23 protein-coding genes and 1 tRNA gene are annotated in these 22,275 nt (G+C 40.0%); 4 read left to right on the forward strand and 20 right to left on the reverse strand.

Annotated features, from left to right (window positions below; all coding sequences use genetic code 11):
• Positions 1 to 91: 91 nt before the first annotated feature.
• Positions 92 to 162 (reverse strand) — tRNA-Gly (locus JZO85_RS03015).
• Positions 163 to 294: 132 nt separating this feature from the next.
• Here JZO85_RS03015 and JZO85_RS03020 point away from each other — a divergent pair.
• A complete protein-coding gene (locus JZO85_RS03020) occupies positions 295 to 633 on the forward strand; it encodes a thioredoxin family protein (RefSeq protein ID WP_207107040.1) in 339 nt (112 codons plus the stop codon).
• A 64-nt stretch (positions 634 to 697) separates the two neighbouring features.
• Here JZO85_RS03020 and JZO85_RS03025 read toward each other — a convergent pair whose 3' ends face one another.
• Positions 698 to 1,336: a redox-sensing transcriptional repressor Rex gene (locus tag JZO85_RS03025; RefSeq protein WP_207107041.1), complete on the reverse strand. Its 639-nt coding sequence runs from the start codon at positions 1,334 to 1,336 to the stop codon at positions 698 to 700.
• A 202-nt stretch (positions 1,337 to 1,538) separates the two neighbouring features.
• On the opposite strand from JZO85_RS03025, the gene JZO85_RS03030 reads away from it, so the two are divergent.
• Both JZO85_RS03030 and JZO85_RS03035 read left to right on the forward strand, forming a co-directional pair.
• Entirely contained in the window at positions 1,539 to 3,458 is a 1,920-nt protein-coding gene (locus tag JZO85_RS03030) for an ABC-F family ATP-binding cassette domain-containing protein (RefSeq protein WP_207107042.1), read from the forward strand.
• A 67-nt stretch (positions 3,459 to 3,525) separates the two neighbouring features.
• Positions 3,526 to 4,185 (forward strand): C39 family peptidase, encoded by a 660-nt coding sequence (locus JZO85_RS03035; protein WP_207107043.1) that lies wholly within the window; start codon positions 3,526 to 3,528, stop codon positions 4,183 to 4,185.
• A gap of 268 nt (positions 4,186 to 4,453) precedes the next feature.
• Here JZO85_RS03035 and JZO85_RS03040 read toward each other — a convergent pair whose 3' ends face one another.
• The 9 genes from JZO85_RS03040 to JZO85_RS03080 form a co-directional block, all read right to left on the reverse strand.
• Positions 4,454 to 5,092, reverse strand: coding sequence for a bifunctional 4-hydroxy-2-oxoglutarate aldolase/2-dehydro-3-deoxy-phosphogluconate aldolase (locus JZO85_RS03040; protein WP_207107044.1), 639 nt, complete (start codon positions 5,090 to 5,092; stop codon positions 4,454 to 4,456).
• Between the two features lie 26 nt (positions 5,093 to 5,118).
• Positions 5,119 to 6,186, reverse strand: a complete 1,068-nt coding sequence (uxuA, locus tag JZO85_RS03045) for a mannonate dehydratase (RefSeq protein ID WP_207107045.1) — start codon at positions 6,184 to 6,186, stop codon at positions 5,119 to 5,121.
• Between the two features lie 23 nt (positions 6,187 to 6,209).
• Positions 6,210 to 6,653, reverse strand: coding sequence for a PTS sugar transporter subunit IIA (locus JZO85_RS03050; protein WP_207107046.1), 444 nt, complete (start codon positions 6,651 to 6,653; stop codon positions 6,210 to 6,212).
• Between the two features lie 16 nt (positions 6,654 to 6,669).
• A complete protein-coding gene (locus tag JZO85_RS03055; protein ID WP_207107047.1) occupies positions 6,670 to 7,542 on the reverse strand; it encodes a hypothetical protein in 873 nt (290 codons plus the stop codon).
• Positions 7,543 to 7,575: 33 nt separating this feature from the next.
• Complete coding sequence (locus JZO85_RS03060) at positions 7,576 to 8,082, reverse strand: PTS sugar transporter subunit IIB (protein ID WP_207107048.1); 507 nt, start codon at positions 8,080 to 8,082, stop codon at positions 7,576 to 7,578.
• 80 nt (positions 8,083 to 8,162) lie between these two features.
• The gene (locus JZO85_RS03065; RefSeq protein WP_207107049.1) at positions 8,163 to 9,035 is read right to left on the reverse strand and encodes a PTS system mannose/fructose/sorbose family transporter subunit IID; all 873 of its coding nucleotides are present in this window, start codon (positions 9,033 to 9,035) and stop codon (positions 8,163 to 8,165) included.
• A gap of 23 nt (positions 9,036 to 9,058) precedes the next feature.
• On the reverse strand, positions 9,059 to 9,901 hold the full coding sequence (locus JZO85_RS03070) for a PTS mannose/fructose/sorbose/N-acetylgalactosamine transporter subunit IIC (RefSeq protein ID WP_207107050.1): 843 nt from the start codon (positions 9,899 to 9,901) through the stop codon (positions 9,059 to 9,061).
• A gap of 14 nt (positions 9,902 to 9,915) precedes the next feature.
• Positions 9,916 to 11,019 (reverse strand): iron-containing alcohol dehydrogenase family protein, encoded by a 1,104-nt coding sequence (locus JZO85_RS03075; RefSeq protein ID WP_207107051.1) that lies wholly within the window; start codon positions 11,017 to 11,019, stop codon positions 9,916 to 9,918.
• 13 nt (positions 11,020 to 11,032) lie between these two features.
• Positions 11,033 to 12,031 carry a D-isomer specific 2-hydroxyacid dehydrogenase family protein gene (locus JZO85_RS03080; protein WP_207107052.1) on the reverse strand — a complete coding sequence of 333 codons (999 nt, stop codon included), beginning with the start codon at positions 12,029 to 12,031 and terminating at the stop codon, positions 11,033 to 11,035.
• 293 nt (positions 12,032 to 12,324) lie between these two features.
• On the opposite strand from JZO85_RS03080, the gene JZO85_RS03085 reads away from it, so the two are divergent.
• The gene (locus tag JZO85_RS03085; RefSeq protein WP_207107053.1) at positions 12,325 to 13,185 is read left to right on the forward strand and encodes a MurR/RpiR family transcriptional regulator; all 861 of its coding nucleotides are present in this window, start codon (positions 12,325 to 12,327) and stop codon (positions 13,183 to 13,185) included.
• Between the two features lie 124 nt (positions 13,186 to 13,309).
• On the opposite strand, the gene JZO85_RS03090 is transcribed toward JZO85_RS03085, so the two are convergent.
• The 9 genes from JZO85_RS03090 to JZO85_RS03130 form a co-directional block, all read right to left on the reverse strand.
• The gene (locus JZO85_RS03090; protein WP_207107054.1) at positions 13,310 to 13,942 is read right to left on the reverse strand and encodes a YczE/YyaS/YitT family protein; all 633 of its coding nucleotides are present in this window, start codon (positions 13,940 to 13,942) and stop codon (positions 13,310 to 13,312) included.
• Entirely contained in the window at positions 13,935 to 15,824 is a 1,890-nt protein-coding gene (locus tag JZO85_RS03095) for a PRD domain-containing protein (protein ID WP_207107055.1), read from the reverse strand. Before JZO85_RS03095 ends, JZO85_RS03090 begins: the two co-directional genes overlap by 8 nt.
• Positions 15,825 to 15,939: 115 nt before the next feature.
• On the reverse strand, positions 15,940 to 17,382 hold the full coding sequence (locus tag JZO85_RS03100) for a glycoside hydrolase family 1 protein (RefSeq protein ID WP_277988918.1): 1,443 nt from the start codon (positions 17,380 to 17,382) through the stop codon (positions 15,940 to 15,942).
• A gap of 54 nt (positions 17,383 to 17,436) precedes the next feature.
• Positions 17,437 to 17,778 carry a PTS lactose/cellobiose transporter subunit IIA gene (locus JZO85_RS03105; protein ID WP_207107057.1) on the reverse strand — a complete coding sequence of 114 codons (342 nt, stop codon included), beginning with the start codon at positions 17,776 to 17,778 and terminating at the stop codon, positions 17,437 to 17,439.
• 34 nt (positions 17,779 to 17,812) lie between these two features.
• A complete protein-coding gene (locus tag JZO85_RS03110; RefSeq protein ID WP_242550182.1) occupies positions 17,813 to 19,078 on the reverse strand; it encodes a PTS sugar transporter subunit IIC in 1,266 nt (421 codons plus the stop codon).
• Between the two features lie 3 nt (positions 19,079 to 19,081).
• Positions 19,082 to 19,387 carry a PTS sugar transporter subunit IIB gene (locus JZO85_RS03115; protein WP_207107058.1) on the reverse strand — a complete coding sequence of 102 codons (306 nt, stop codon included), beginning with the start codon at positions 19,385 to 19,387 and terminating at the stop codon, positions 19,082 to 19,084.
• 211 nt (positions 19,388 to 19,598) lie between these two features.
• Positions 19,599 to 20,495, reverse strand: a complete 897-nt coding sequence (hemC, locus tag JZO85_RS03120; RefSeq protein WP_207107059.1) for a hydroxymethylbilane synthase — start codon at positions 20,493 to 20,495, stop codon at positions 19,599 to 19,601.
• Positions 20,496 to 20,811: 316 nt separating this feature from the next.
• Complete coding sequence (locus JZO85_RS03125; protein ID WP_207107060.1) at positions 20,812 to 21,258, reverse strand: precorrin-2 dehydrogenase/sirohydrochlorin ferrochelatase family protein; 447 nt, start codon at positions 21,256 to 21,258, stop codon at positions 20,812 to 20,814.
• Positions 21,243 to 21,941 (reverse strand): sirohydrochlorin chelatase, encoded by a 699-nt coding sequence (locus JZO85_RS03130; RefSeq protein WP_207107061.1) that lies wholly within the window; start codon positions 21,939 to 21,941, stop codon positions 21,243 to 21,245. Before JZO85_RS03130 ends, JZO85_RS03125 begins: the two co-directional genes overlap by 16 nt.
• Positions 21,942 to 22,275: the final 334 nt, after the last annotated feature.

Raw genomic sequence — 22,275 nt, forward strand, 5'->3', positions numbered from 1 at the left:
ATAAGAGACAGGGGGGCAGTAGAAAGAAAAGTATTAAATACTAAAAACACGGCTGCTTGTTGGTAGAAAGCAGTCGTGTTTTAAAAAAAGAAGCGGGTGACGAGAATCGAACTCGCGACGGAAGCTTGGGAAGCTTCTGTTTTACCACTAAACTACACCCGCATTAGTACATTAGAGAGTATAAACCTTTTTATTAAATCTAACAACTATTTCTACCAGACAATAAAATTGACAATTGAGGCAAATCTGATTATCTTACAGATAGTAAGTATTGATTTTAGAAAGGAAGACTCTATGAAGAATTTATCAACCGTTCAAAAGGCTCTTACTGAAGAAACAAATAATGTAGTCTTCATCTCCTCTGAATCATGTAGTATTTGCCATGTAGATGAACCAAAAGCAAGAAAACTTGCTGAGGATTACAATATTTCTTTTCACCATATGGATATTATGCATGAACCAAGGCTAGCCGGCTTCTTTGAGGTTCTAACAGTTCCTGCCGTTTTGGTTTATCATGATGGAAAAGAAATCGCACGACAAGCGCGTTTCATTGACTTCAAATCGTTGGAAAAGCTTTTACAACAATTACCCAAGGATTCAAAAGCAACAGATTATCAAAATGTATTCACTTAAAAAAGACTGAGCACATTGTAATGCCTCCTTATTGAGGACACTACACCTGCTCAGTCTTTTACTTTTATTTGTTATCTGTATTATGGTGTAAGAAATAAATCAATGTTTGCAATTCGTTGGTTAAATCAACGCTTTGGATAATGACATCATCAGGTGCCGTTAAACGAGCTGCTGTAAAGTTCAAGATTCCTTTAATCCCTGCATCAGCTAATTGATCAACAACTTGCTGGGCTTGTTGGGCCGGTAAAGTCAAAATCGCGATTTCAATCTGCTGTAATTTGATTTGTTCTACCATATTGTCCAATGGATATACTGGAATACCATCAACGATGCGTCCTACAATATCCTCTTTAACATCAAAAGCACAGCTTACACGAATACTGTTGCTTTGGTGAAACTTGAATTTTAACAAGGCACTCCCCAGATTACCAACACCGACTAATGCTACATTAGTCAATTGGTCATCATTTAATATCTTTCCGAAGAAATGCATCAAATCTTCAACATCATATCCGTATCCACGTTTACCTAATTCACCAAAGTAAGAAAAATCGCGACGGATCGTTGCGCTATCGACTTGGATCGCCTCACTTAATTCTGTAGATGATACTTTGGTTTTTCCAGCATTATTTAAAATACGCAAATACCGATAGTATAACGGCAATCGTTTAACAGTCGCTTTTGGAATTGAATGTTCTTTCACAATAACTCTCCTTTATCAAAAAAATTCGTAAATGTTGACTACTGCACTATAATAGCAATAATCTAACTGAAATTGCAACGCACTTGCTCGAAATTTTGTGAAAAAATCACGATTGGCTGAAATGACCGCTTCCAATCGCAACGTCCTTAAAAATATGTTAGACTAAATCCATTCGGAAAAATAAATTTAAGGAAGATATCCAATGATTTTACTACAAGCAAATCAGGTTGCCCGCTACTTTGGTGCGGATACGTTATTTGAAAATATCCATCTCGAGATTGCCAGTAAGGCGCGGATCGGTTTAGTTGGACGAAATGGCGCGGGAAAATCTACTCTACTAAAAATAATTGCCACTATCGAAGCACCAGATGCTGGACAAATTATCAAAAATAAGCAAGCCAGCTTAGGCTATTTGGCTCAAGACACGGGCCTAGATTCTCATGAAACTATTTGGAATGAAATGCTCAAGGCCTTTGATAAGGTGCGTCAAATGGAGAATCGAATGCGAGAAGTTGAAATTGCCATCGGTGAGACGCCAGAAAGCGATAGTCGTTATGCTTCCCTATTGAAGGAATACGACCAGCTTCAACATGATTTCAATGATCAAAATGGTTACGGCTATGAGAATGAGATTCGTAGTGTTCTCCATGGTTTCAAATTTGATGAAAGCTTTTATGATAAAGAGATCAGTACTTTATCAGGGGGGCAAAAAACGCGTTTAGCCTTAGCTCGAATGCTGTTAGTTAAACCTGACATCTTGATTCTTGATGAACCAACAAACCACTTAGACATTGAAACTTTGGCTTGGTTGGAGGATTATCTGCAAGGATATCCAGGGGCCCTGCTGATTGTCTCCCATGACCGTTACTTTTTGGATCGTGTGGTCAATGAAATATATGAGATCTCACGTCACAAAATCCGCCATTATACTGGAAATTATTCCCGTTATCTAGATTTAAAGGCAGCTCAGCTTGCCAGTGATTGGAAAGCTTACGAAAAGCAGCAGGTCGAGATTGAAAAACTGGAAGACTTTGTCGCACGTAATTTAGTGCGTGCTTCAACAACCAAACGAGCGCAAAGTCGACGTAAAACCTTAGAAAAAATGGACCGCCTGGATCGTCCAGATGGGAAAGAGAAATCAGCCAAGTTCATGTTTGATATCGACAAAGTGTCTGGCAACGTGGTTTTACAAGTCGAGGAAGCGGCGATTGGTTATCAGGAAACCTTATCAGAGCCCATCGATTTAGATATTCGTCGTGAAGATGCTATTGCACTTGTCGGCCCAAACGGGATTGGGAAATCGACTTTATTGAAGTCATTGATTGGACAGCTTCCCTTTATTAAAGGAGAGCCGCATTTCGGAACGAACGTTACCGTGGGCTATTACGATCAAGGTCAAGCTGATCTGCATGGAAATAAAACAATCCTAGCTGAGCTTTGGGATGAACACCCTACTACTCCTGAAAAAGATATCCGTAATGTTTTGGGCGGGTTTCTTTTCAGCGGTGAAGATGTAGAAAAGACGATTCCGCTGTTGAGTGGTGGAGAAAAGGCCCGTGTTGCTCTAGCAAAACTCTCTATGAACAAAGAAAACTTTTTAATTCTTGATGAACCAACGAACCACTTAGACATTGATAATAAGGAAGTTTTGGAAAATGCCTTGATCGATTATCAAGGAACGCTGCTCTTTGTTTCCCACGACCGCTATTTTATTAATCGTATTGCGAACAAAGTGATCGAATTATCTCCTGAAGGCAGTAAATTGTATCTTGGGGATTACGATTATTATTTAGAGAAGAAAAAAGAAGAAGAAGAAATCGCTGAATTACAGGCAAAAGAAGAAGCACCTGTTGAAGCGCCAAAGAAGAAATTCTATCAAGATAAGGAGCAGCAAAAATTAATCCGCAGTTTGCGGCGAAAAATCGAAGCAATTGAAGAAAATCTTTCTGCTTTAGATGAAAAGATTGACGAATTAGAAGTACAAATGAGTCAACCTGATGTCTTGAATGACCACGTCCAACTATTAGAACTGACAAATGATTTAGAGGCAAAAAAAGCTGAGCAAGAAGAACAGCTTTCCAGCTGGGAAGAACTCAGCTTAGAACTAGAAGAATTTGAATAACTTACAACTTTTGACCGATGACACCTTCCCTTTTTTTCGTTTTAATGAAAGAGTGGAGGTGTTTTTTATGAGGCGAAAAATTCGACCTTTTTCAATTTTATTTGGCTTTTTTTTAGTGATCGCCAGTCTAGGTATCCTCTCTTCTCGATTCTTTCACTTTAATAATGCTGTCAGCAGTCAGCAAGATTTTTCTGCTAGTGCAAATCAATATCTTCAGGAGCATGGGCAGGATTTTCCCTTATTGCTGCAAACTGACTCGCGCTGGGCGAATAAGGCCTATGGCAGCGGCTCTGATCAAAATGACCTAGCTACGAACGGCTGTGCTATCACCTCTTTGGCAATGATCCTTTCTTATCAGGAAAAGCGGACGGTATACCCTACCGAGATTTTAGAATGGAGCAGTAATCGCTATTATGAAGCCGGGCAAGGAACTGCTTGGTCTATTTTCCCTGCCTTCGCTCAAAATTATGGATTGAGCCTACAAAATCTTGGCAAGGATCAGGGCCAGATCCAACAACATATCAATCAAAACCAACCATTAGTAATCTCTGTCAATCCAGGTGAGTTTACCGATGTCGGACACATTATGGTGATCAAAAAGGATTTACAAAGCGATCAATTAATCGTTTATGATCCGAATGATTCACCAGATAAGGAACACTATAAACAAAAATATTCCTTGGATCAGCTGATGCCGCAACTTGCTAATGCCTGGGTTTATAACTAACTTAAAACAAAAAATAAAGCTGGCAGAAATATGCCAGCTTTATTTTTTTGGGGGTGCCTGCTTTCACAGGGGAAAAAGAATTATTTTTAGGGTTAAGTTCATCTTACGCCAATTATTTGAAAAAGCTATGAGCATTTTAAATAAAAGTTAGAAAAAAATGTGGCGTTATTATGAAGAGCCCTGCTTATTATAATTAACCAAAAACATTCATGCCTTCATTCTTTTTCAAGAAATCCAGCATGAAGGTTTCTTTTTTTAATGTTGGAGGCTATTTGATTTGATCAACTAACGTCTTAAGAATTTGATCCATCTTCTTTCCATTATCCTCTTTGATAATTTTTTCAGAAAGAATAAAGGAACCGCCCACTCCTAATACGTGCGGGTTCTCAAGGTACTCGACAAAATTCTGCTCGTTAATCCCACCAGTAGGCAAGAATTTCATATCATAGAACGGCCCGCTCAAAGCATTAATTGCTTTTAACCCTCCATAAATATCTGCGGGGAAAAATTTTACGATTTTGATGCCATACTCTGCTGCCAGCTGAATATCTCTTGGCGTAGCGGTTCCAGGAAAAACGGGAATGTCCCGTTCCAAGCAATACTCAATTACTTCAGGAACAACCGCGGGAGAAACAACAAAGCACGCACCATTTTCAACAGCGGTTTCAGCTTCTGCTAAGGTTCGGACAGTCCCTGCTCCCACTAGGAGTTTTTCAGATTCTGACAATCGTTTGATTGCCTCCGCAGCTAGCTCACTTCGAAAAGTCACTTCGATCAGTGGAACATCATTTCTCACCAGTATCTCTTCAGCTTTGGATAAATAATTTAAATCAGTTGCGGTGTAAAGCGGCAACAGTTTGGTTTGCATTAGTTGTTCATAAACCTGATGCTCTGTATTTACGGCCATTTTCTCTCTCACTTTCTACGAGATTCTTATTCTTTTCTTCTAGTAATAGCTTCGTGCAGCCCCTGCATATAGGTAATCCCCATCGCACGATCATACAAGCCGTATCCTGGTCTTGCTACTTCGCCCCAAAGCGTCCGTCCATGGTCTGGACGAATGACACCATCAAAGCCGACTTCTATTAGAGCCTCCATAATCGCATACATATCAAGTGATCCTTCAGTGGATAAATGCGCGGTTTCTTTGAACTTGCGATAGCCCAAAAACTCGACATTACGGAAGTGAACAAAGTTGATTCGATCACCAATTGCATGAACGATTTCTACCATATCATTTTCTGGGTCTGCGCCTAATGCGCCTGTACATAAGGTCACTCCGTTGTATGGAGAATCTACCATGCTGATGATGCGTTGCAAATCAGCCAAATTTTTGGTGATTCGCGGAAAACCAAAAATCTCCCAAGGAGGATCATCCGGATGAATCCCCATTCGCACATCTGCTTCTTCGCAAACAGGGATAATTTTTTCAAGAAAGTATTTTAAATTCTCAAATAGATCATCTTCTGTCACACCATCGTACATTTCAACTAGTGAATTGAACTTGTTCAAGCGCTCTTCTTCCCAACCAGAAAGCTGAAAGCCTTTTGATTGGCTGCTGATCAATTTGTACATGTCTCCTGGTTCCATATTGTCTACTACTGCTTGGTCGTAAAGCAAGGCCAAACTACCATCTTCATTTTCATAATTAAGCGTTGTTTTTGCCCAACCAAAAATCGGCTTAAAGCTGTAACAAATCAAGTCTACACCGCAAGCAGAAAGATTTTTGATCGTTTGAATGTAGTTGTCAATATAATGATCTCGTTCAGCTGTGCCTGCTTTGATTGCATCATGAATTGCGACGCTTTCAATTCCTAACAGTTCTAATTTTTCTTTTTCGATAGATTCTTTTAATGCCCGTATTTCTGAAACTTCCCAAACATCGCCTGGTAATTTATTCAACAATGTACCGACAACGCCGTTGATACCGGGGATTTGTCTCACATGATTTAAAGGAATGGAGTCGCCTTTCTCTCCATACCATCTAAAGCCCCATTTCATTAATTCTGGCCTCCTAGTCCTATTTAAAAGTCGTCTTCGTCATCCTCTTCCTCAATTTCGGAAACATGCCAAATATCTAAACTATCTGCGCCCTGTGCCATTATTGCAGGTGCAGCTTCTTGCACGGGTGTGCTCAAAATTTGGTGGTTGATCGTTTCCAGTAACATCGGCAGGTTTACGCCGCCGAGCACATAAACATTTTCTTGAAGTGCTGGATCTAATCCATTGGTAATCAAAACGGATTGATTGTAAGGACTAGCACTGACTAAATCTGTCAGAATGATTACCCCAGCATTTTGGTCGACCTCTTTAACAGCCGCTTCAATTTGGTTTCCTAATTCTTGGACATCGTCTCCAGGATTTAAATTGACCGTAGCAATATTATTGGTTGCTCCGACGATTACTTCCGCTGCATCCTTCAATCCATCACTTAATTTTCCGTGTGTAGCAATTACAATTCCTAACATATGCCCCTCCATTCTCTTACTGAAACAAACTCGTTACAGCAGTAATATTTTCCATGTTCAACTGCTTCGCTTTTAAATCGGCTGGATTTAAATAATAGGCGGCATTTTCCTGATCGCTTCTTGCACTGAAGAGATAACTTACCTTTTGGTCTGCCGGTTGATATTCTATCTTTCCGTTGATGTTTTTATCATTCGGTGATTTACCAACTAAATGTAACGGCGCTGATGAACCAACACTATCTAAATAATAAATTTTGCACTGTCCGCTAACCTGTTTCTGCAATTCCTCCAAGCCCTTATTGCCATAGCTGCCTTCATCTAAAAAGGCATAAGCGATATTTTTTTGCTTATTTTCTGCTATCATTTTTAACATCGCTAACAGAGAAGACGTATTGCGAACCAGTGTTTTCCGGTTAGATAACCCTTTGGTGATTTTTCCGAATAATACAAAGTAGCCTGCGTAAACGGCCATAATCATAAGAGTACTAGGTGAATTGAAGTTAAACGAATTTGGTGAAAACCGCATATAAATCAATGTACCTAGTATCCCTAAAAGGATCGCAATTATCGTGCTGAGCAAAATGAACTTAGTGGTCTTTTGGGCCTGGTCCTTGCGATTGAACAGCTGATAAGACCCGATACTTTCAGGAGGAGTATCATAGAAGGTACAAATCACGCGATCTGCCTGTTTAATGTTACCGACGTAGACATTTCGAGCAGCATATTTCTTTTGCTGGTTATATTCAATTACTTGAATATCCTTACGCATTTTTGCAATATCGGTCACCAATGCCGCTAGAAATCTTTTCTTGCTCTTTTCTGTCCGACGCAGCCGATAAACATATTGGTAACGAAATAGCCAATCTTTGAATACCTCTGTTTGCTCCATCTACACTCTCTCCTGTTCTTCAGTCAGTGAATTCTATAAGCCAAATTGTTTTAAAACATCCTTCAAGCTGGATTTTGGTGCCGATGGCGTCGCTTGGAAATAAATATTTTCGACGCCATAATTTTCATTCATGTCTTTTAATCGTTCCGCATCCTCTTTATTTAAGTAAACAGATTTGGTGACTAATAAATCTTTTTCGGGGTCCTTTTGCGCAATACCTCCGATATTCAACTCTTTCATCGGTACGCCATGTTTTACTAGATCGTAAATCACACTCACCGTTTTTGTGATCAAAATACAGTTATATTCCTTAAAATTGAATTCATCCCAATAGAATTTTGCTTTTTCCGGAGTGATTACGATCGTCTTCTGGCCTGTCCGGCTGCCAGCATTCTTATACAAATCGCGCATAAATTTATCTTTTGCTACTACTTCGTCAACGACAAAGATAGAATTTACTCCACTTTTTTGCGATAAGGTCATCATAACCTGTCCGTGAATCAATCGTTCGTCTACTCGAGCTAAGTTAATTACGCCCATTTAACACACTTCCTTTTCCACATTAAGTATTTTCTTTATTCTTCTAACAATGAAAAGTAGAATAGAGCCTCTTTTCTAAATTATAAGATTCCGACACCGGCTAAAATAATTAGAATCAAGGTCAACCAAAGTAATGCCTGGGTCACCTTCAGCCCTTTTTTCGTATAGAACCAATACACACCCATAACAACAGCCAAAGGTAGAATACCTGGCACAATCTGATCAAGAATTTCTTGGATAACGAATTTCCTTCCTGAGATCGCAAATTTCAGTGTCGATTCCACTTTTACATAGTTACCGGCTAAAATCCCCATCATAAACAAACCAAGTACGGAAAGTGCTTCAATCGCTGTTTGAACGCCCGTACTTTGCATCAAACCTGTTGCATTACGTCCCATTGTGAAGGATTGTCTAGCAAAGAATACACCCAACGCTGCTTGATAAAGCGCAAAGAAAACGAATGGGAATAACGCGCCTAACGCACTTCCTTGCTGTGCCCAAGGGACAGCGATTGCAATAAAGATATATTGCACAGTTCCTGAATCGATCGCATCACCAATTCCGGCTAATGCTCCCATCAATCCTGCTTTTGTGTTATACATCAAATCATCTTGCATCAAAATTTCTTTGTTTTCATATTCTTCTTGCGCCCGTTGCTGCTCCATTGAAGACATCAGGCCTGTGATAACACCGCCGCCCCAGCTCAACTGTGTATTGAAAAACAGAAGTTGCCGTTTGTATGCGGCTTTTAACGCATCATCATCCTTATAGAGTTTTTTTAGAATCGGCATCATTGCATAAAGCAATGATGGTGCCAAATAGCGTTCAAAAGAATGCGGTATTTCATTAGCGAAATGCCATCTTAAATACGCTTTAGTGACATCTTTGCTAGTAATTTCTTCAGGGGCTAGATTATTATTCGTTGCAGCTTGATTAGTTGATACTTCAGTCATATTCTCGTCCTCCTTGTACTTTCTTAAAATCCGTCATCATAATCGTCGTCATCATTGAAGGTGGCAGATGCGCTCTGGCCTGCTGATTCAGCGACAGGTGCTGCCCCTTTGCCTTTTTGCGATTGAACGAAGATCAACGCAATCAAGATTCCAAAGATTGCATAAGTTACCATTGTAATTTCAAGTGATTTCAGTACAACACTCATGAAATAGGCCAAGAAGAAGAAAACCATATAATCCTTTCGACCAATGACATATACCGTTGTTGCGATACCGATGGCTGCTAAGCCACCACCAACTACTTCAAGAATATGAATAACTACGGTTCCTTCTAAAGCATTGATCACATCTGCAATAATAGGTGCGCCTAAATAAAGAGCAATAAATACTAATGGTACAAATAGAACAAAGGAAGCGATCGTTGGATATAAGATAATTGAACGCTTGATTGCTTTCGCATTCAAATCTTCAACCGCCTTATCGGTATATTTCCCTAAGAATGTATTAATGAAAAAGCGGAATTGGTACAAATAACTCCCTAACAGTCCAACCGGTACAGCGACCGCAATCGCTGCTTCTGGCTTTAAATTACCTAATAAAGCTACTGGCACAGCAATCGCCGCAGCAATTGAAGGTTCTGCCGGCATGGAGCCACCAGGTGAGAAAACACCCATATAAATCATTTGCAAAGCCGCTGTAACGATCATTGCTTGCGCAACATCTCCCATGACGATTCCGACGATCAAGCCTGTCATAAGAGGTGAGAATCGTAAAGTCAGCGTCGCGCCGCCTCCTAACCACCTTGACATTACCGCAGCGACCCATAAAGCAATCAACAGACTCTGCATTACACTTAAAGTATCCATAATTTCCTCCTCTTTTAACTCTTATTCATATAATTTTCTAACTCAAAAATCGATTTCTTCAACAAATCAGTCGTTATTGGCAACGGCAGCAGATGAACCTTTTCTTTCGAATCAATGAATGCGACAATTTGATCGATAACAGCTTCGTCTTTCGGAAAAAGCTTCATCTGTTTCAAGGACATTGGTAAGCCCAGTTCCTGATAAAATGGCAATAACAGGTCGATTTGTTCCCACTTCTTTTCAACCGCCAGCTGGTAGAAAATACCGTAGGCAACCTTTTCGCCATGCAGGAAAGCATGGCTTTCCAAAAGGTATTTGCTCATTCCATCATGCATGGCATGAGCGATTGCGTTTCTAGCGTACTTATCCCCTAAACCGCCAACTAGCCCTGCAACCGCGAAGACAATCTCGGATAGATGAATAAATTCTTCTGTCACTTTGCCTTCTTTCATGTCTTTGATTGCTTTCGCAGAGTTATTTAAAATGGCGGCTTTACAAAGCTCTGAGGTATAGCCCGCTAATTGTAAGAAAGGTTCATTTATCAAATGCTCTTGCTGCAAAATCGCGTCAGACTCATACCATTTCGCAATCGTATCGGCTAATCCGGCAACAAAGTAATTGATCGGCGCATCGATGATCAACTTAGGATCCGTAATGAAAAAGGCTGCTTGTCTTAGAAAGTGCTCCGTTTTCCCTTCTGATTCTCCGCTTTCTTTGTACATGACCGAAAGTGGTGTCCAAGGTGCACAATTGCTGGCAAGTGTGGGGATCACACCGAAATTCACATTTAAGCTATGAGCAGCATAGCCAACCAAATCCGTCAGCTTTCCGCCTCCAACACCAATAATGAAATTAATCTGATTCTCATTTACAACTTTGGCAATTCGTTCTGCACCGTAGTAGCTGCATTCACCAGTATATTGCAGGAAATGAAAACGATAATTCTCTTCAGCTAAAAAGCTCAGATAAGGTTTGGCTTTTTCAAATGAGACCTGACCATGAACGACCAGTACATTTTTTGCTGAAAATTCTTGCAATAGCTCAGGGACAAAGTCAATCGCACCAACATGATAGCGATAAAACTGAGGACCTGCTTTGACCTTTAAATCGGTTAACATTTTTGTCCTCCCTCTAGCTGACTAATTTGCTGACTGCTTGAACGGAGCGCTCAGGTACTTTACCAGCAACCACGTCTTCCACGTCTCGCAAACATTTCGCTCCCATCTCCTGTAAACATTCCATCGTATAAGCAGATGTGTGAGGAGTCATCACTACATTATTGAAAGCCAGATAAGGATGATCTTTTCGACCAGGCTCTTCTTCTAAAACATCTGTTGCCAGGCCTGCGATTTTACCGGTCTTTAAAGCGCTGACAATTGCTTCTTCATCAAGTAATGCGCCGCGAGCGCTATTTGAAAGATAAACATTATCCTTCATCTGCTTAATCTCATCAGTCGAGATCATATGATAGTTCTCTTCATTTAAGCTGGCGCAAAGACAGATGATGTCTGATTCCTTTAATAATTCTGGCAGATCGACTTTTTTTGCTCCATAGCTTTCAATATGCAGGGCTGATTTATAAGGATCATACGCCAAAACATGACAGCGAAACCCATTCCTTAATGTTTCAACTACACAGCTGCCGGTATTTCCTACACCGATAACACCAACTGTTTTGTTAAACAATGTCCGTCCAACAAAATTGGCACGATCCTCCCAGCTATCATTCTTCACACTTAAATCTGCTTCAACAGTTTTCCTTAAAAGTGCCAACAGATTGGTGATATTGTTCTCCGCCACTGCATCCCGTTCAACTAAAGCCGGGATGATCGAAACGAGCGTGTCATGCTTGCGCGCTGCCTCAATATCTATATTGTTGTAGCCAATCCCATGTCTTGTAATTAAAATAAGTTCATCTTTATGATCAAAAAATTCCTGAGTAAAAAATGGTGTGACACTTGCAATAATGATATTGTATCCAGCCAACAGCTCTGCCAACTCACATCCAGCGATCTCTCCATCTACTGTAAACGAACGAACCTCGCCGATTTTTTCAAGTCGTTCCAGCTGTTCGTGAAAAATTTTGCCGAAACTACTTGAATTTACAATCGCAATTTTGTATTTTCCCATCACTAAAGCTCCTTTTTGTCTCGTTTGACTCTTCATGACTGACAAATCCACTTATACAACCACTCAATTAGCTATTCTTATTCGCCTCAGCTCCTTTTTTTCATCATTCCAATCGGTCTTCATATCAAACTGCCATATGGGAACCGATTTCTGATAACGCATTCAACTCTATGACTTCATTATACAAAAAATATTTTTTTGTAAACATAAAAAATAAAAAATATTTTTGTTGATTTTTTTTTCGTTTACTAGTATCTTATGAGTACATACTACTGAATAAAGGAGGGATGCAGATGTCTAGCCCTATTCACTTACAAATAAAGTCATTATATAAAGACTTTAGTCCGAAAGAACAAGCGATTGCCGATTATATTTTAGAAAATCCGAGCAAAGTGAGTCACAGCTCCATTAGCGACCTTGCTGCTGAACTTGGGATTGCCGATTCTACTTTTTTCCAATTCACAAAAACATTGGGTTTTAATGGGTTTAAAGATTTTAAGATGGCCATGTTGAAGCAAGAAAATGATTTGTCCGCCATTACAATTCACGAAAATGTTCAAAAAGACGACTCTGAATTAGTAATGGCACAAAAAGTTTTTGATTCAAATATGACTACTTTGACTGATACCAAAAAACTGTTAAAAGAAGCAGATTTAAACAAAGCAGTGAGAATGATTTCTGAATCACGCCGGCTTTACTTTTTTGGTGTGGGCGGATCGGAAATCGTTGCAACAGACGCCTATCATAAATTCTTACGATCTCCAATCCCTGTGGGTCACAGTACGGACTATCATCTTCAATTAATGGAGGCTTCTTTACTTACAGAAGAAGACTGCGCCATGTTTATCTCTCACTCAGGAAAATCCAAGGAAACCATTCATATTGCGGAAGCCGCTAAAAAAAATGGCGCAAAAGTAATTGTTGTGACTAGTCAGGCTAACTCACCTTTAGCCAAATTGGGGGATGTGGTGTTCATATCACTCTCTGAGGAAATCGAATTTCGTTCGGAGGCACTGGCTTCCCGGATTGCTCAATTAAGTATCATTGATTCTCTCTATGTGATTTTGATGTTCCACAATCGAAACAATGCTCAAAATACAATCTCCAAAGTTAGAGAAGTCATTCAAAGTCTTAAAGAGAATAGAACAGATTAAAAACATCCACTTATGATTGTTTGCTTTTGGCCAAACAAATCATAAGTGGATGTTTATTTTGTATTGAGAAAATCAACAACAATCACTATTTTTAAATGAATAACTAGCTCTGTCATACACTGCTTTATTCCGACAATTGCTTTTTCTTCTCACGAAAGCAAGTAGTCGCCTTAAGGAATTTTATAAATGAGAGACAGCCCTGGATCATTGGTCCTAATAGAAAAATGGCAAATAGTGTGCCAACTCCAAAGGTACTGCCTAGTAAAATACCGAAAGCAACAATAACTAAGTCTAATAGTACTCTGCCCTTTTGCAAAGATATCTTAAAAAGTTCGCAAATACAAAACATCATACCTTCTAACGGGCCCGAGCCTAATCCTCCGCTTAAATAAATTGCCGTTCCCAGCGCCATAATACAAAACCCCGAGAATGAAGCATAACTATTATTTTGAAAAAAAGCGATTGATTGAATAACTGAAGATGTTCGATTGATCGTTTCACCTACTAATAACGTATTGATAATACTGCCGATCCCAAGCATCCTTCGTTTATATAAAAAAGTAAGCAGCAAAAATAGTAAGCTGAGCAGCTGACTCCAGCGTCCAAAGGAAATCGTTGAATAGTTCATCAGTCCTAAAATCAAGGTGCTGACTGAATCAAAGCCTCGATTTGCGCTCACAATTATTTCGATCCCTATTCCCATTAAAATCGTCCCGACAATGACCCAAGATATACGAAGAAAAAAGTTTTTACTCATCGGCATCTACCAGCGCTTTTAACCGTAATATGAATTCGTCATAATCTTCACTCATACTCAGCTGCTTCGTATGGATCGGCTCTGAAACAATCTCAATAAATTTTTCAAAAAAGTCATTGAACTCATTGGCTTCTTTTTTGTTGATGGCAATATAGGCAATCAGCTTGATCGTGTGATCCGCCCAAACCAGCGGTTCTTGCAATGTCATGATTGCAACACCGCTTTTTGCAGCCTCTAGCTCCACCGAATGAGGTACCGCGATCCCAGAAGGAAAACTTGTCGGAGACATTCGCTCGCGTTTTTCTACTTTTTCGAAAAATTGATCGTCTACGAACCCTTCATTTACCATTTGCTGATTGATTTGTTTGCGGATTTCGATCGGCTTTAAACCAGCAGGATCAATTTGATTAAAATATAGATTAGGCAAAATAAATTTTTCGATAGCCTGATACATGCGCCGTTTTTCACGCTGTGATTTTAGCGAATGGATTCGTTTTTCAATTTTCTTGATGTCCTTACTGGTTAAAAATGGATGGATAAAAACGGACCCCGCATATTCCGAAGCTGTCTCGCGATCTGTGGTCAACAGTAAATCGTAATCGGCAGTTGCTGATTGCCACTTTTCCGTAACGAAAACAGTGATATTTTCTCCGAAGCGTTCTTCGATCTGTTTGCTCAAATTTCTGGCAATATTATGATAATCATTCACGATCAGCTGGATTGTCACTTGATTGCGAAAATGCTTCTGTGTTTCAAGAAAAGCCCCAATATGTAAAGCAATGAAGGAAATTTCATCATCATTGAACCAAATATCCAGACGATCTTGGATCAAGGAAGAGATGTACACCGCTAAATCATAGGTTAACGGATAAGCTGTTTTTAAATCCAACAGGCTGCTATTACGGGTGAAGGTTTCATAGTGTGAACGATAATACAGGCTCTGCAAATGAATCGCCAGTTTATTGAAAAATTCCTCATCGTGCAGCTCGACCAAATAGGTTCGCTCTACCTCTGCTAAAACATCCTGTAAAGCTGTGATGATTTTTTGATCTACAAAGCTGGATAACTGCTGATTGTTTTGCTTCGTCAAGGTTTCATTTTGCATCCCGATAAATAATAAGGACAATTGCTCTAACTCCGCTTGAGAAAAATGAATATCATATTGTTGCGCCAGCTTATCGCTGATTTCTTCAGCAATTAAAAATTCCGGTTCTCCTTGTTTATTTGCCCCGCTCTTCTTCAAGCTATGTCCCTGGCGAATGCGCTCGATACTGATGGCAAAGTGCAGGACGATATTATTCAATGAGTATTGATTGATTTGAATGGCGTGTTCAGTCAGGACCTCTTGGATCGTTTGCTGCAGTTTTTCCAATGAGATATAGCCGATCATTTGCTGGATACTTGCTTTTAGTTTTTCCTGAAGATCACTCTCGTTATATAAAAGTGAAATAAGATAGCGCCGTTTCGCCCTCTCTGGACCAGTTAGTTTGATATAATCCTGTTCAAAAACAATTTGAATCGCATCATTAGTGATTTCTTTTTTTAATTGCTGGATATCATTTTTCAGCGTTGATTCAGAGATAAAAAGCTTTTCAGCCAGCTCATAAAAATCTACACCCTCGGAAGAATGCTTCAACAGCTCCAAGAAAATCCGAGATTTGCGATCCTCTGTGCCATTCATTTGTACTTTTATTTCTGCATTCAGTTGATAGCCTAAATGGCTGGTCAAAATGAGTTCCGGATTTTTCTGATTGATCCTGGCAACCCGATTTCGGATCGTGCGGGTCGTACAATTACTAAACTCAGCCAATTCATCCGAGGTAATCCATCGCGCCTTCTTATCCAAGTATGCAATCAGCTCTTTTTCTTTTTTCGTCAGCACATTTACACCTCCACAGCTTACTCATTCTAAGAGAAATACTTTCTAAATCCTTATCGACTTACTTACGATGAACTGACAAAGAAAAGTTGATCAAGAAGATCAACTTTTCAATTGATTATAAAACTTCACCGTTTGTAGCAATCACCTGCTTATACCACTCAAAGCTGTCTTTTTTGATACGTTGACCTGATCCTTTTCCTTCATTGTCTAAATCAACATAAATGAAGCCATAACGTTTCTCCATTTGCGCAGAGGAGCAACTGATGATATCGATCGGGCCCCAAGCGCAATAAGCAATGACCTCCACGCCATCATACATAGCCCGCTTCATTTGAGCGATGTGTTCAGAAAGATACGAAATCCGGTAGTCGTCATGGACTTGTCCATTCTCCAATTTGTCATACATCCCGAAACCATTTTCTGCGATGATGATCGCCTTGTGATAGCGATCCCAGTATTGCGACAACGAATTGTACAGTCCCTGCGGATCAACGGCCCAGCCCCATGGATTGGCTTTTAAGTTAGGGTTTGGCGTGACAGACGATGGACTCATGGTATTTTTTGAGGCATCTACCATTTGGGAGTAGTAATAAGAAAGAGCCAAATAGTCCATCGGATGATCCTTCAGCAATTGCTTATCCTCAGACGTAATTTCTAAATGGATGCCATTCTCGGCAAAATAATTCAACGCATATTGCGGATACTCCCCTTGAAATTGAACATCTGTGTAGAAATATTGCATACGGTTCCGCCGTAAAGCCAAATTCACATCAGCTGGATCACAGGAATAAGGATAGGCCGTACAATCAGCCATCATTGTCCCAATCAACAGATCAGGATTAATTTCTTTAGCATATGCGGCCAATTGGGCACTAGCCACAAACTGATGATGAACTGCTTGGAAGCTTGCTTCCTCATAATTGTCTACAGTATCATAAGGAATTGCCGTAGAATTGAAGGGCTCAAACTGAATCAAATTGACCTGATTGATCACAATCCAGTATTTTACCTTGGCTTGGTAACGCTCTAAGACAACTTTTCCGTATTTAACAAATAGATCAATCACCTGTCGATTGTTCCATCCACCATATTTCAATGTAATTTCTACAGGTGTTTCATAATGCAAGATCGTAATAATCGGCTCCATGCCCAGCTCAATAATTTTATCGATCAAGCGATCATAATAGGCTAAGCCTTCTTCATTCGGCTCCTCTTCATCGCCAGTAGGAAAAATACGCGTCCAATCAATTGATGTCCGAAAGGTTTTAAAGCCCATTTGACTTAATAGCTCCAAGTCTGACTCATACGTATGGTAGAAGTCAATCCCATGGCGTTTCGGATAATAGCCATCTGCATCCGCCAAGTTCGCTTTAACATCAGCTAAAGACATGCCTTTATGCTGTTCCTCTGCAATTTCTGCGTTGCTCTTGTCTGGATAATATTTGTGCAAATCAGCTAGACTGATTCCTTTTCCAGCAACTTCATAAGCACCTTCGGCCTGATTAGCCGCAATCGCTCCTCCCCACAAAAAATCCTTAGGCATTTGATAATTCTTCAATGAAATTCCTCCTTGTGTATTCGTACTGACAAGCATCCATTTGTCCTTGTCTGATTATTTTTTACTAAAGGCTTCGAATAAACGAATGAGATGTTCTCCAATTAAAATTTCGCTTTGGGCAGTCATCAGCGTATCTTGCGCGTGGCAAAACAATGTTGAATAACGAATTTGCTCACCAGAGGCTTCCAACTGCAAAGTGTCTGTTTGGAGTCCATGTGCGATCACGACCTCTTTGCGGGCTTCTTTGATTTCTTTTGCTGCTTTTTCAAAATCCATAGCTTCTAAGCTTTCCAACGAATGGACCAAATGATCACGTGCACTGCCGGCATGAACTAAAATGTTCATTGACAGTTGATTTAATTGATCGTTGTCCTCTATATATTTTGTCTCTTCCATAAGCGACCTCCTGCTACTTCTCATATATACTTTTTTAATGAACGGCTTCTGCTTGAGCCTCGTCTAACGCGTCCTGAGCTTCTTGTTTTACTAAAGAATTGTCGTATGCTTTGAAAAACGGTAGGAATACGAGCCAAGTGATCACAAAAATCAAAGCGCAAACAACAATTGCTCGCCAATCCTGTGTTGCCAAATAAGATGTGAACGGATAAGGCATATACCATAGTAAGAACGTACTAGATGGAACATTAACCAATCCCAATGACATCGTCACATAAGCGATCGTCGGCACAATAATACTATTGATCCACATCGGCACCATTAAATATGGATTGAAGGCAATCGGTGCCCCGAAAACTAGCGGCTCATTAATATTAAAGATTGACGGGATAATTACAGCTTTGCCGATTGCTTTTAACTGGGCAGATTTGCTTAATAACAGCATCATCACGGATAAGGCTAAGGTGGTGCCAATCCCGCCCATTGAAGAAAATGCATAACAGGTTTCTTGTGTCGCGATATTCATAGCTTGTCCGCCATTTGCTACCGCTTCAGCATTAGCTGCTAAGCCTGACATATACACTGGATAAACGACTGGCATCATTACCCATCCGGAAATCCCGAAAGTGTACAAGAATACTGGGATGAAGACAGATAGAACAAAACCAGGATACGATTGTACAATGCTTGCTAAGGGACTGAAAACGATCAAAACAACATCGAAGAAATCGATCTTAAATTGAAAGGTAATCAACCAGCCAACAAGCAGGACAAAAGTAATCGGCAGCAAACTATTGAACCAGCCAACCACAAAGTCTGGGATAGGTGTATCTTCATCAAAAAAAGAATACTTCACCGCAAAATTCATCACGAAACCAACAAACAAACCTGTGATCATGGAGAGGAACATCCCTGTAGCTCCGAATCGGGAAAGAATAAACACTGCTTCACCATCAGCCGTCATCGTTGGGAATAACAACATCATGAACAATACCAATGAAGCCGCTCCTGAAATCAATTTTTGACCGCCATATCCCTTTTTCTCCATCAAATAATAAGGAATCAAAAAGGCTACCACTAACGCATACATACCAAATGAAAAGTTGCTGATCATAGAAAAATCAGGCATGCTGCTAAAAATATTTTTTAATAACGAAACAACTGTCACTAGCGAACCTACGAAAACCAACGGTAAAGCCACCATGATTGAATCCTGAATAGCGGATATCCAAGGATTTTTCACTACTTTATTTACTTTGGGTGCAAAGGAATTCGTCATAAAATTCATAATCTTATCCATCAGTTAATCCTCCATCTTTAAAATCAAGTCCAGCGCTTTCTCCCCATTCAATGTTCCATAAACAGCCTGAGGGATCACTGCCGCTTTGACATTTTTATCCTTCGTTTGCTCCTGAAGATCATTCAACATGTAGGATAAATGGGGGCCGATCAGCAAGTAATCGATTTCATTAATACGATCATCCAGTTGCGACTCACTTGCGGCTTTGACCGTCACCTCTACTTTTCTTTTCTTCGCTGCTTTTCTGATCGCCGCTGCCATAAATCCACTGGAGGCACCTGATCCACAAATTAATAAAATATTTTTCATTTTCTTCACCACTTTCATTTATTTACAAGTTCATTATAGGAAACCCCGAGTACGCTTCACAAACTTACTTTTTTCCTAGAGGTGGGAAAATCAGCTAGGCTTTCTGATAGCGCACAAAAAAGGATTGTACCGTAATCTGATACAATCCTTTTTAAAATAATAGCGGGCCTTCAACTGGTCTTCTAAATACGCATCAGCCCACATCCTCTCGTCAACAGAATGGTCTTTGAGGCAGTAGTTGTTGAACAGCTTGCTTGGCTAACAATAATGGATCACTTCCTATCAATTGAATCTGTCTACCTTGAGAATCCATGTTCTCTGCTAAAAACGCATAAAACACCCAGTTTTCTCCCTGTCTTTTGGCAAAAGCACCAATGGGAATGTCGCAATTTCCATTCATTTGACGAAGGTAGAAACGCTCAGCGAGCGCTGCCATATGGGTTTCTTCATCGGTTATTTTTGATAACAGCTCAAAAAGCTCTTGATCTTCCTTTCGGCATTCAACACCTAAAATGCCCTGTCCGATTGCAGGGACACATATTTCTGGTGTTAAGATCTGATAATCGGGCAGACGATCAAAGTAATCCATTCGCTCTAATCCAGCACAAGCTAAAACTGTACCATCCATGTTTTCTTTTACCATCTTATCTAGACGCGTCTCAATTTTCCCACGGATAGGCACGAACCTCATATGAGGATAATACATTTCCAATTGCTTCGCTCTGCGAATGCTGCTCGTCCCGATCACAAGCTCGTCTTTTGAATACAAATCAGCAGCATCCTTTAAAATTAAACAGTCCCAGGGCAGCGCACGTTTCGGTGTAGCAGCCAAAATAAGATCAGCAGGAAGATTGGCAGGCATATCCTTTAAGCTATGTACAGCAAAATCAATATTTTTTTGCTGCAGCTGATATTCTACTTCCTTAACAAAGACACCTTTTCCTCCAATTTGAGTTAAAGGTACCTGCTGCAGCCGATCTCCTTTTGTAGAAAGTCCAACAACCTCAATGACTAATTGCGGACAGAGTTCCTTTAACAATTTTACAACGATTTGTGTTTGTCTTAAGGCCAAGGGGCTTTTTCTTGTCCCCACTTTCAGTTGTCTCATAGTATTCCTCGATCTATTATTTTTCCTCCACTATTATAGGCGAAGGCTCCTGATTTTCCAATCCTTCAGATTTTTTCTTCATTCCAACCTTTAAGGCCAAGAAATGCATGCCCACTAAAACGCCTCCATCGCCGACAATAGACCTTATCTCAAACTAATCAGCATTCCGCTCCAAAAGTTCTTCAACTAATCATACCCCGACCTTACCCTTTTCAGTTACCATTAAACTTGCTTTCAGGATCGCCGTTTCGGTTTCTATTTGGTTCGTATCATCACAACAAGGGAATCTTCTAATTATTAAAAAAAGCCAGCAACCTTACGTCGCTGACTTCAAAAGATTCATTATTTTCTCTTTTAATTTTTTTGTTTGTGTTGGGGACTTTCCCTGCGTAGTGATGGCAATCTCAAAATCCTGTTCCTTAATGACCGCCATGTTAAAGAAATTGCTTCTTGCCTGATTTGTCGTGTCGTTGACAAGCTGCTCTGGGGTCGTTTCTTGGAGAATCAATTGGTTGATGCTCTCGTCATTTGTACAAATAAAGATAAAATGAAACTTACTTGTATCTCCTTTTTGGAAGCCGCGCTGGATGACAACAACCTGCTTATTTTCTGCCAATGCTTTTAGCTCCTCCGTGATGATAGGAGCTATGATCGTTGGAACAGCACCCGATTCAACCAGATTCTTCGCTTTTCTGGTCGCAATTTTTCCGCCGCCAACAATCAACACAGCAAATTCTTTAATATCGATTAAAACTGGATACATGGGATCTCCTCTATTCGCTCGATAATAGCTGAAACCAGAGCTTCACTATCCTGCATCGTCGGAAGCAAGACATCTCGCACTTCTCTTTGCTCTCTGATTTCATTTTTTATTTTCTTAGACAAATACTCTTCTGTAAGAAATAGCCGCTGAATAATCATGGGCTCACTATGCCTTTTTAGTACGGATTGATACGAATGATCGCCATAATAGTTGGAAGGATAGACTCTTCGCTTTACTTTTCTTTCGACTTTTTTAGCGATCTGCTCCAATTGTTGAAATGGTTCTGGAGAACGCGGTGTGCCATGTGCAACCAACAATACCTCGGCTCTGGAGTCCTCCACAGAATGAATTTGTTGAACCAAGAAATCCTCAACAGCATCTGTCGTACCCAAGGTAGGCAAAATGTGATATGGAACTTGCTTCTCAATTGCTTTTTCGGCTCGTTCCGGCAGATCCTCCTTTGCATGTGTTGCTGGAAAAAGCAAAACAGGCAAGAAAACTATTTCTGTCACCTGCTGGTTCAGCAACGACTGAATCGCCTCTTCTAATGTTTGCTGCATCCCTTCCAATAGCCCTAGTTCATAAGGAATCTTGAGATGTTCGGCAGCTTTTTCTACCACTGAAACATTCGCTGAAGATAACTTGTTTTTACGACCATGTAAAACAAAAATGATTCCAACCATGTCACTTCTCCTTTCTATCCAGTATCTCTCCAGTTACAAGGGAAGCTGTTTAATGGATTCTAAAGTTTAGAACCCATTAAGGAGCTCGCTGTCAATTGCTTGGGGCACGTTCCTTCATATTCATCAAGCCAAACCCTTATAATTTTCATTTAGTCCTGTTAATCGTTCACGGATTCACTATTATCATACCAAAGTCTTTGTAATAACCCTATAAGTAAATAGGGATTCAATGGAGAAGATTAGTGTTACTTAAAGATGTTTCCTTGCCTACTTTTGTTTTAATCATTGTTATTACAGTCTTTTTCAATATGGTGACCGTTTTTCAAGTTAGCTG

Origin of the sequence: Candidatus Enterococcus murrayae (genome assembly GCF_017315985.1) — a bacterium.
Taxonomy (GTDB): Bacteria; Bacillota; Bacilli; order Lactobacillales; family Enterococcaceae; genus Enterococcus_A; species Enterococcus_A murrayae.

Coding starts and splice junctions, on each gene's coding strand:
- JZO85_RS03125 (WP_207107060.1), bottom strand. CDS start 21,258: ATGTATCCAGTTTTAATCGATATTAAAGAATTTGCTGTGTTGATTGTT.
- JZO85_RS03080 (WP_207107052.1), bottom strand. CDS start 12,031: ATGGGAAAATACAAAATTGCGATTGTAAATTCAAGTAGTTTCGGCAAA.
- JZO85_RS03115 (WP_207107058.1), bottom strand. CDS start 19,387: ATGAAAAATATTTTATTAATTTGTGGATCAGGTGCCTCCAGTGGATTT.
- JZO85_RS03065 (WP_207107049.1), bottom strand. CDS start 9,035: ATGACTGAAGTATCAACTAATCAAGCTGCAACGAATAATAATCTAGCC.
- JZO85_RS03070 (WP_207107050.1), bottom strand. CDS start 9,901: ATGGATACTTTAAGTGTAATGCAGAGTCTGTTGATTGCTTTATGGGTC.
- JZO85_RS03090 (WP_207107054.1), bottom strand. CDS start 13,942: ATGAGTAAAAACTTTTTTCTTCGTATATCTTGGGTCATTGTCGGGACG.
- JZO85_RS03020 (WP_207107040.1), top strand. CDS start 295: ATGAAGAATTTATCAACCGTTCAAAAGGCTCTTACTGAAGAAACAAAT.
- JZO85_RS03075 (WP_207107051.1), bottom strand. CDS start 11,019: ATGTTAACCGATTTAAAGGTCAAAGCAGGTCCTCAGTTTTATCGCTAT.
- JZO85_RS03035 (WP_207107043.1), top strand. CDS start 3,526: ATGAGGCGAAAAATTCGACCTTTTTCAATTTTATTTGGCTTTTTTTTA.
- JZO85_RS03085 (WP_207107053.1), top strand. CDS start 12,325: ATGTCTAGCCCTATTCACTTACAAATAAAGTCATTATATAAAGACTTT.
- uxuA (WP_207107045.1), bottom strand. CDS start 6,186: ATGAAATGGGGCTTTAGATGGTATGGAGAGAAAGGCGACTCCATTCCT.
- hemC (WP_207107059.1), bottom strand. CDS start 20,495: ATGAGACAACTGAAAGTGGGGACAAGAAAAAGCCCCTTGGCCTTAAGA.
- JZO85_RS03055 (WP_207107047.1), bottom strand. CDS start 7,542: ATGGAGCAAACAGAGGTATTCAAAGATTGGCTATTTCGTTACCAATAT.
- JZO85_RS03040 (WP_207107044.1), bottom strand. CDS start 5,092: ATGGCCGTAAATACAGAGCATCAGGTTTATGAACAACTAATGCAAACC.
- JZO85_RS03030 (WP_207107042.1), top strand. CDS start 1,539: ATGATTTTACTACAAGCAAATCAGGTTGCCCGCTACTTTGGTGCGGAT.
- JZO85_RS03060 (WP_207107048.1), bottom strand. CDS start 8,082: ATGGGCGTAATTAACTTAGCTCGAGTAGACGAACGATTGATTCACGGA.
- JZO85_RS03105 (WP_207107057.1), bottom strand. CDS start 17,778: ATGGAAGAGACAAAATATATAGAGGACAACGATCAATTAAATCAACTG.
- JZO85_RS03130 (WP_207107061.1), bottom strand. CDS start 21,941: ATGGTTGGAATCATTTTTGTTTTACATGGTCGTAAAAACAAGTTATCT.
- JZO85_RS03110 (WP_242550182.1), bottom strand. CDS start 19,078: ATGGATAAGATTATGAATTTTATGACGAATTCCTTTGCACCCAAAGTA.
- JZO85_RS03050 (WP_207107046.1), bottom strand. CDS start 6,653: ATGTTAGGAATTGTAATTGCTACACACGGAAAATTAAGTGATGGATTG.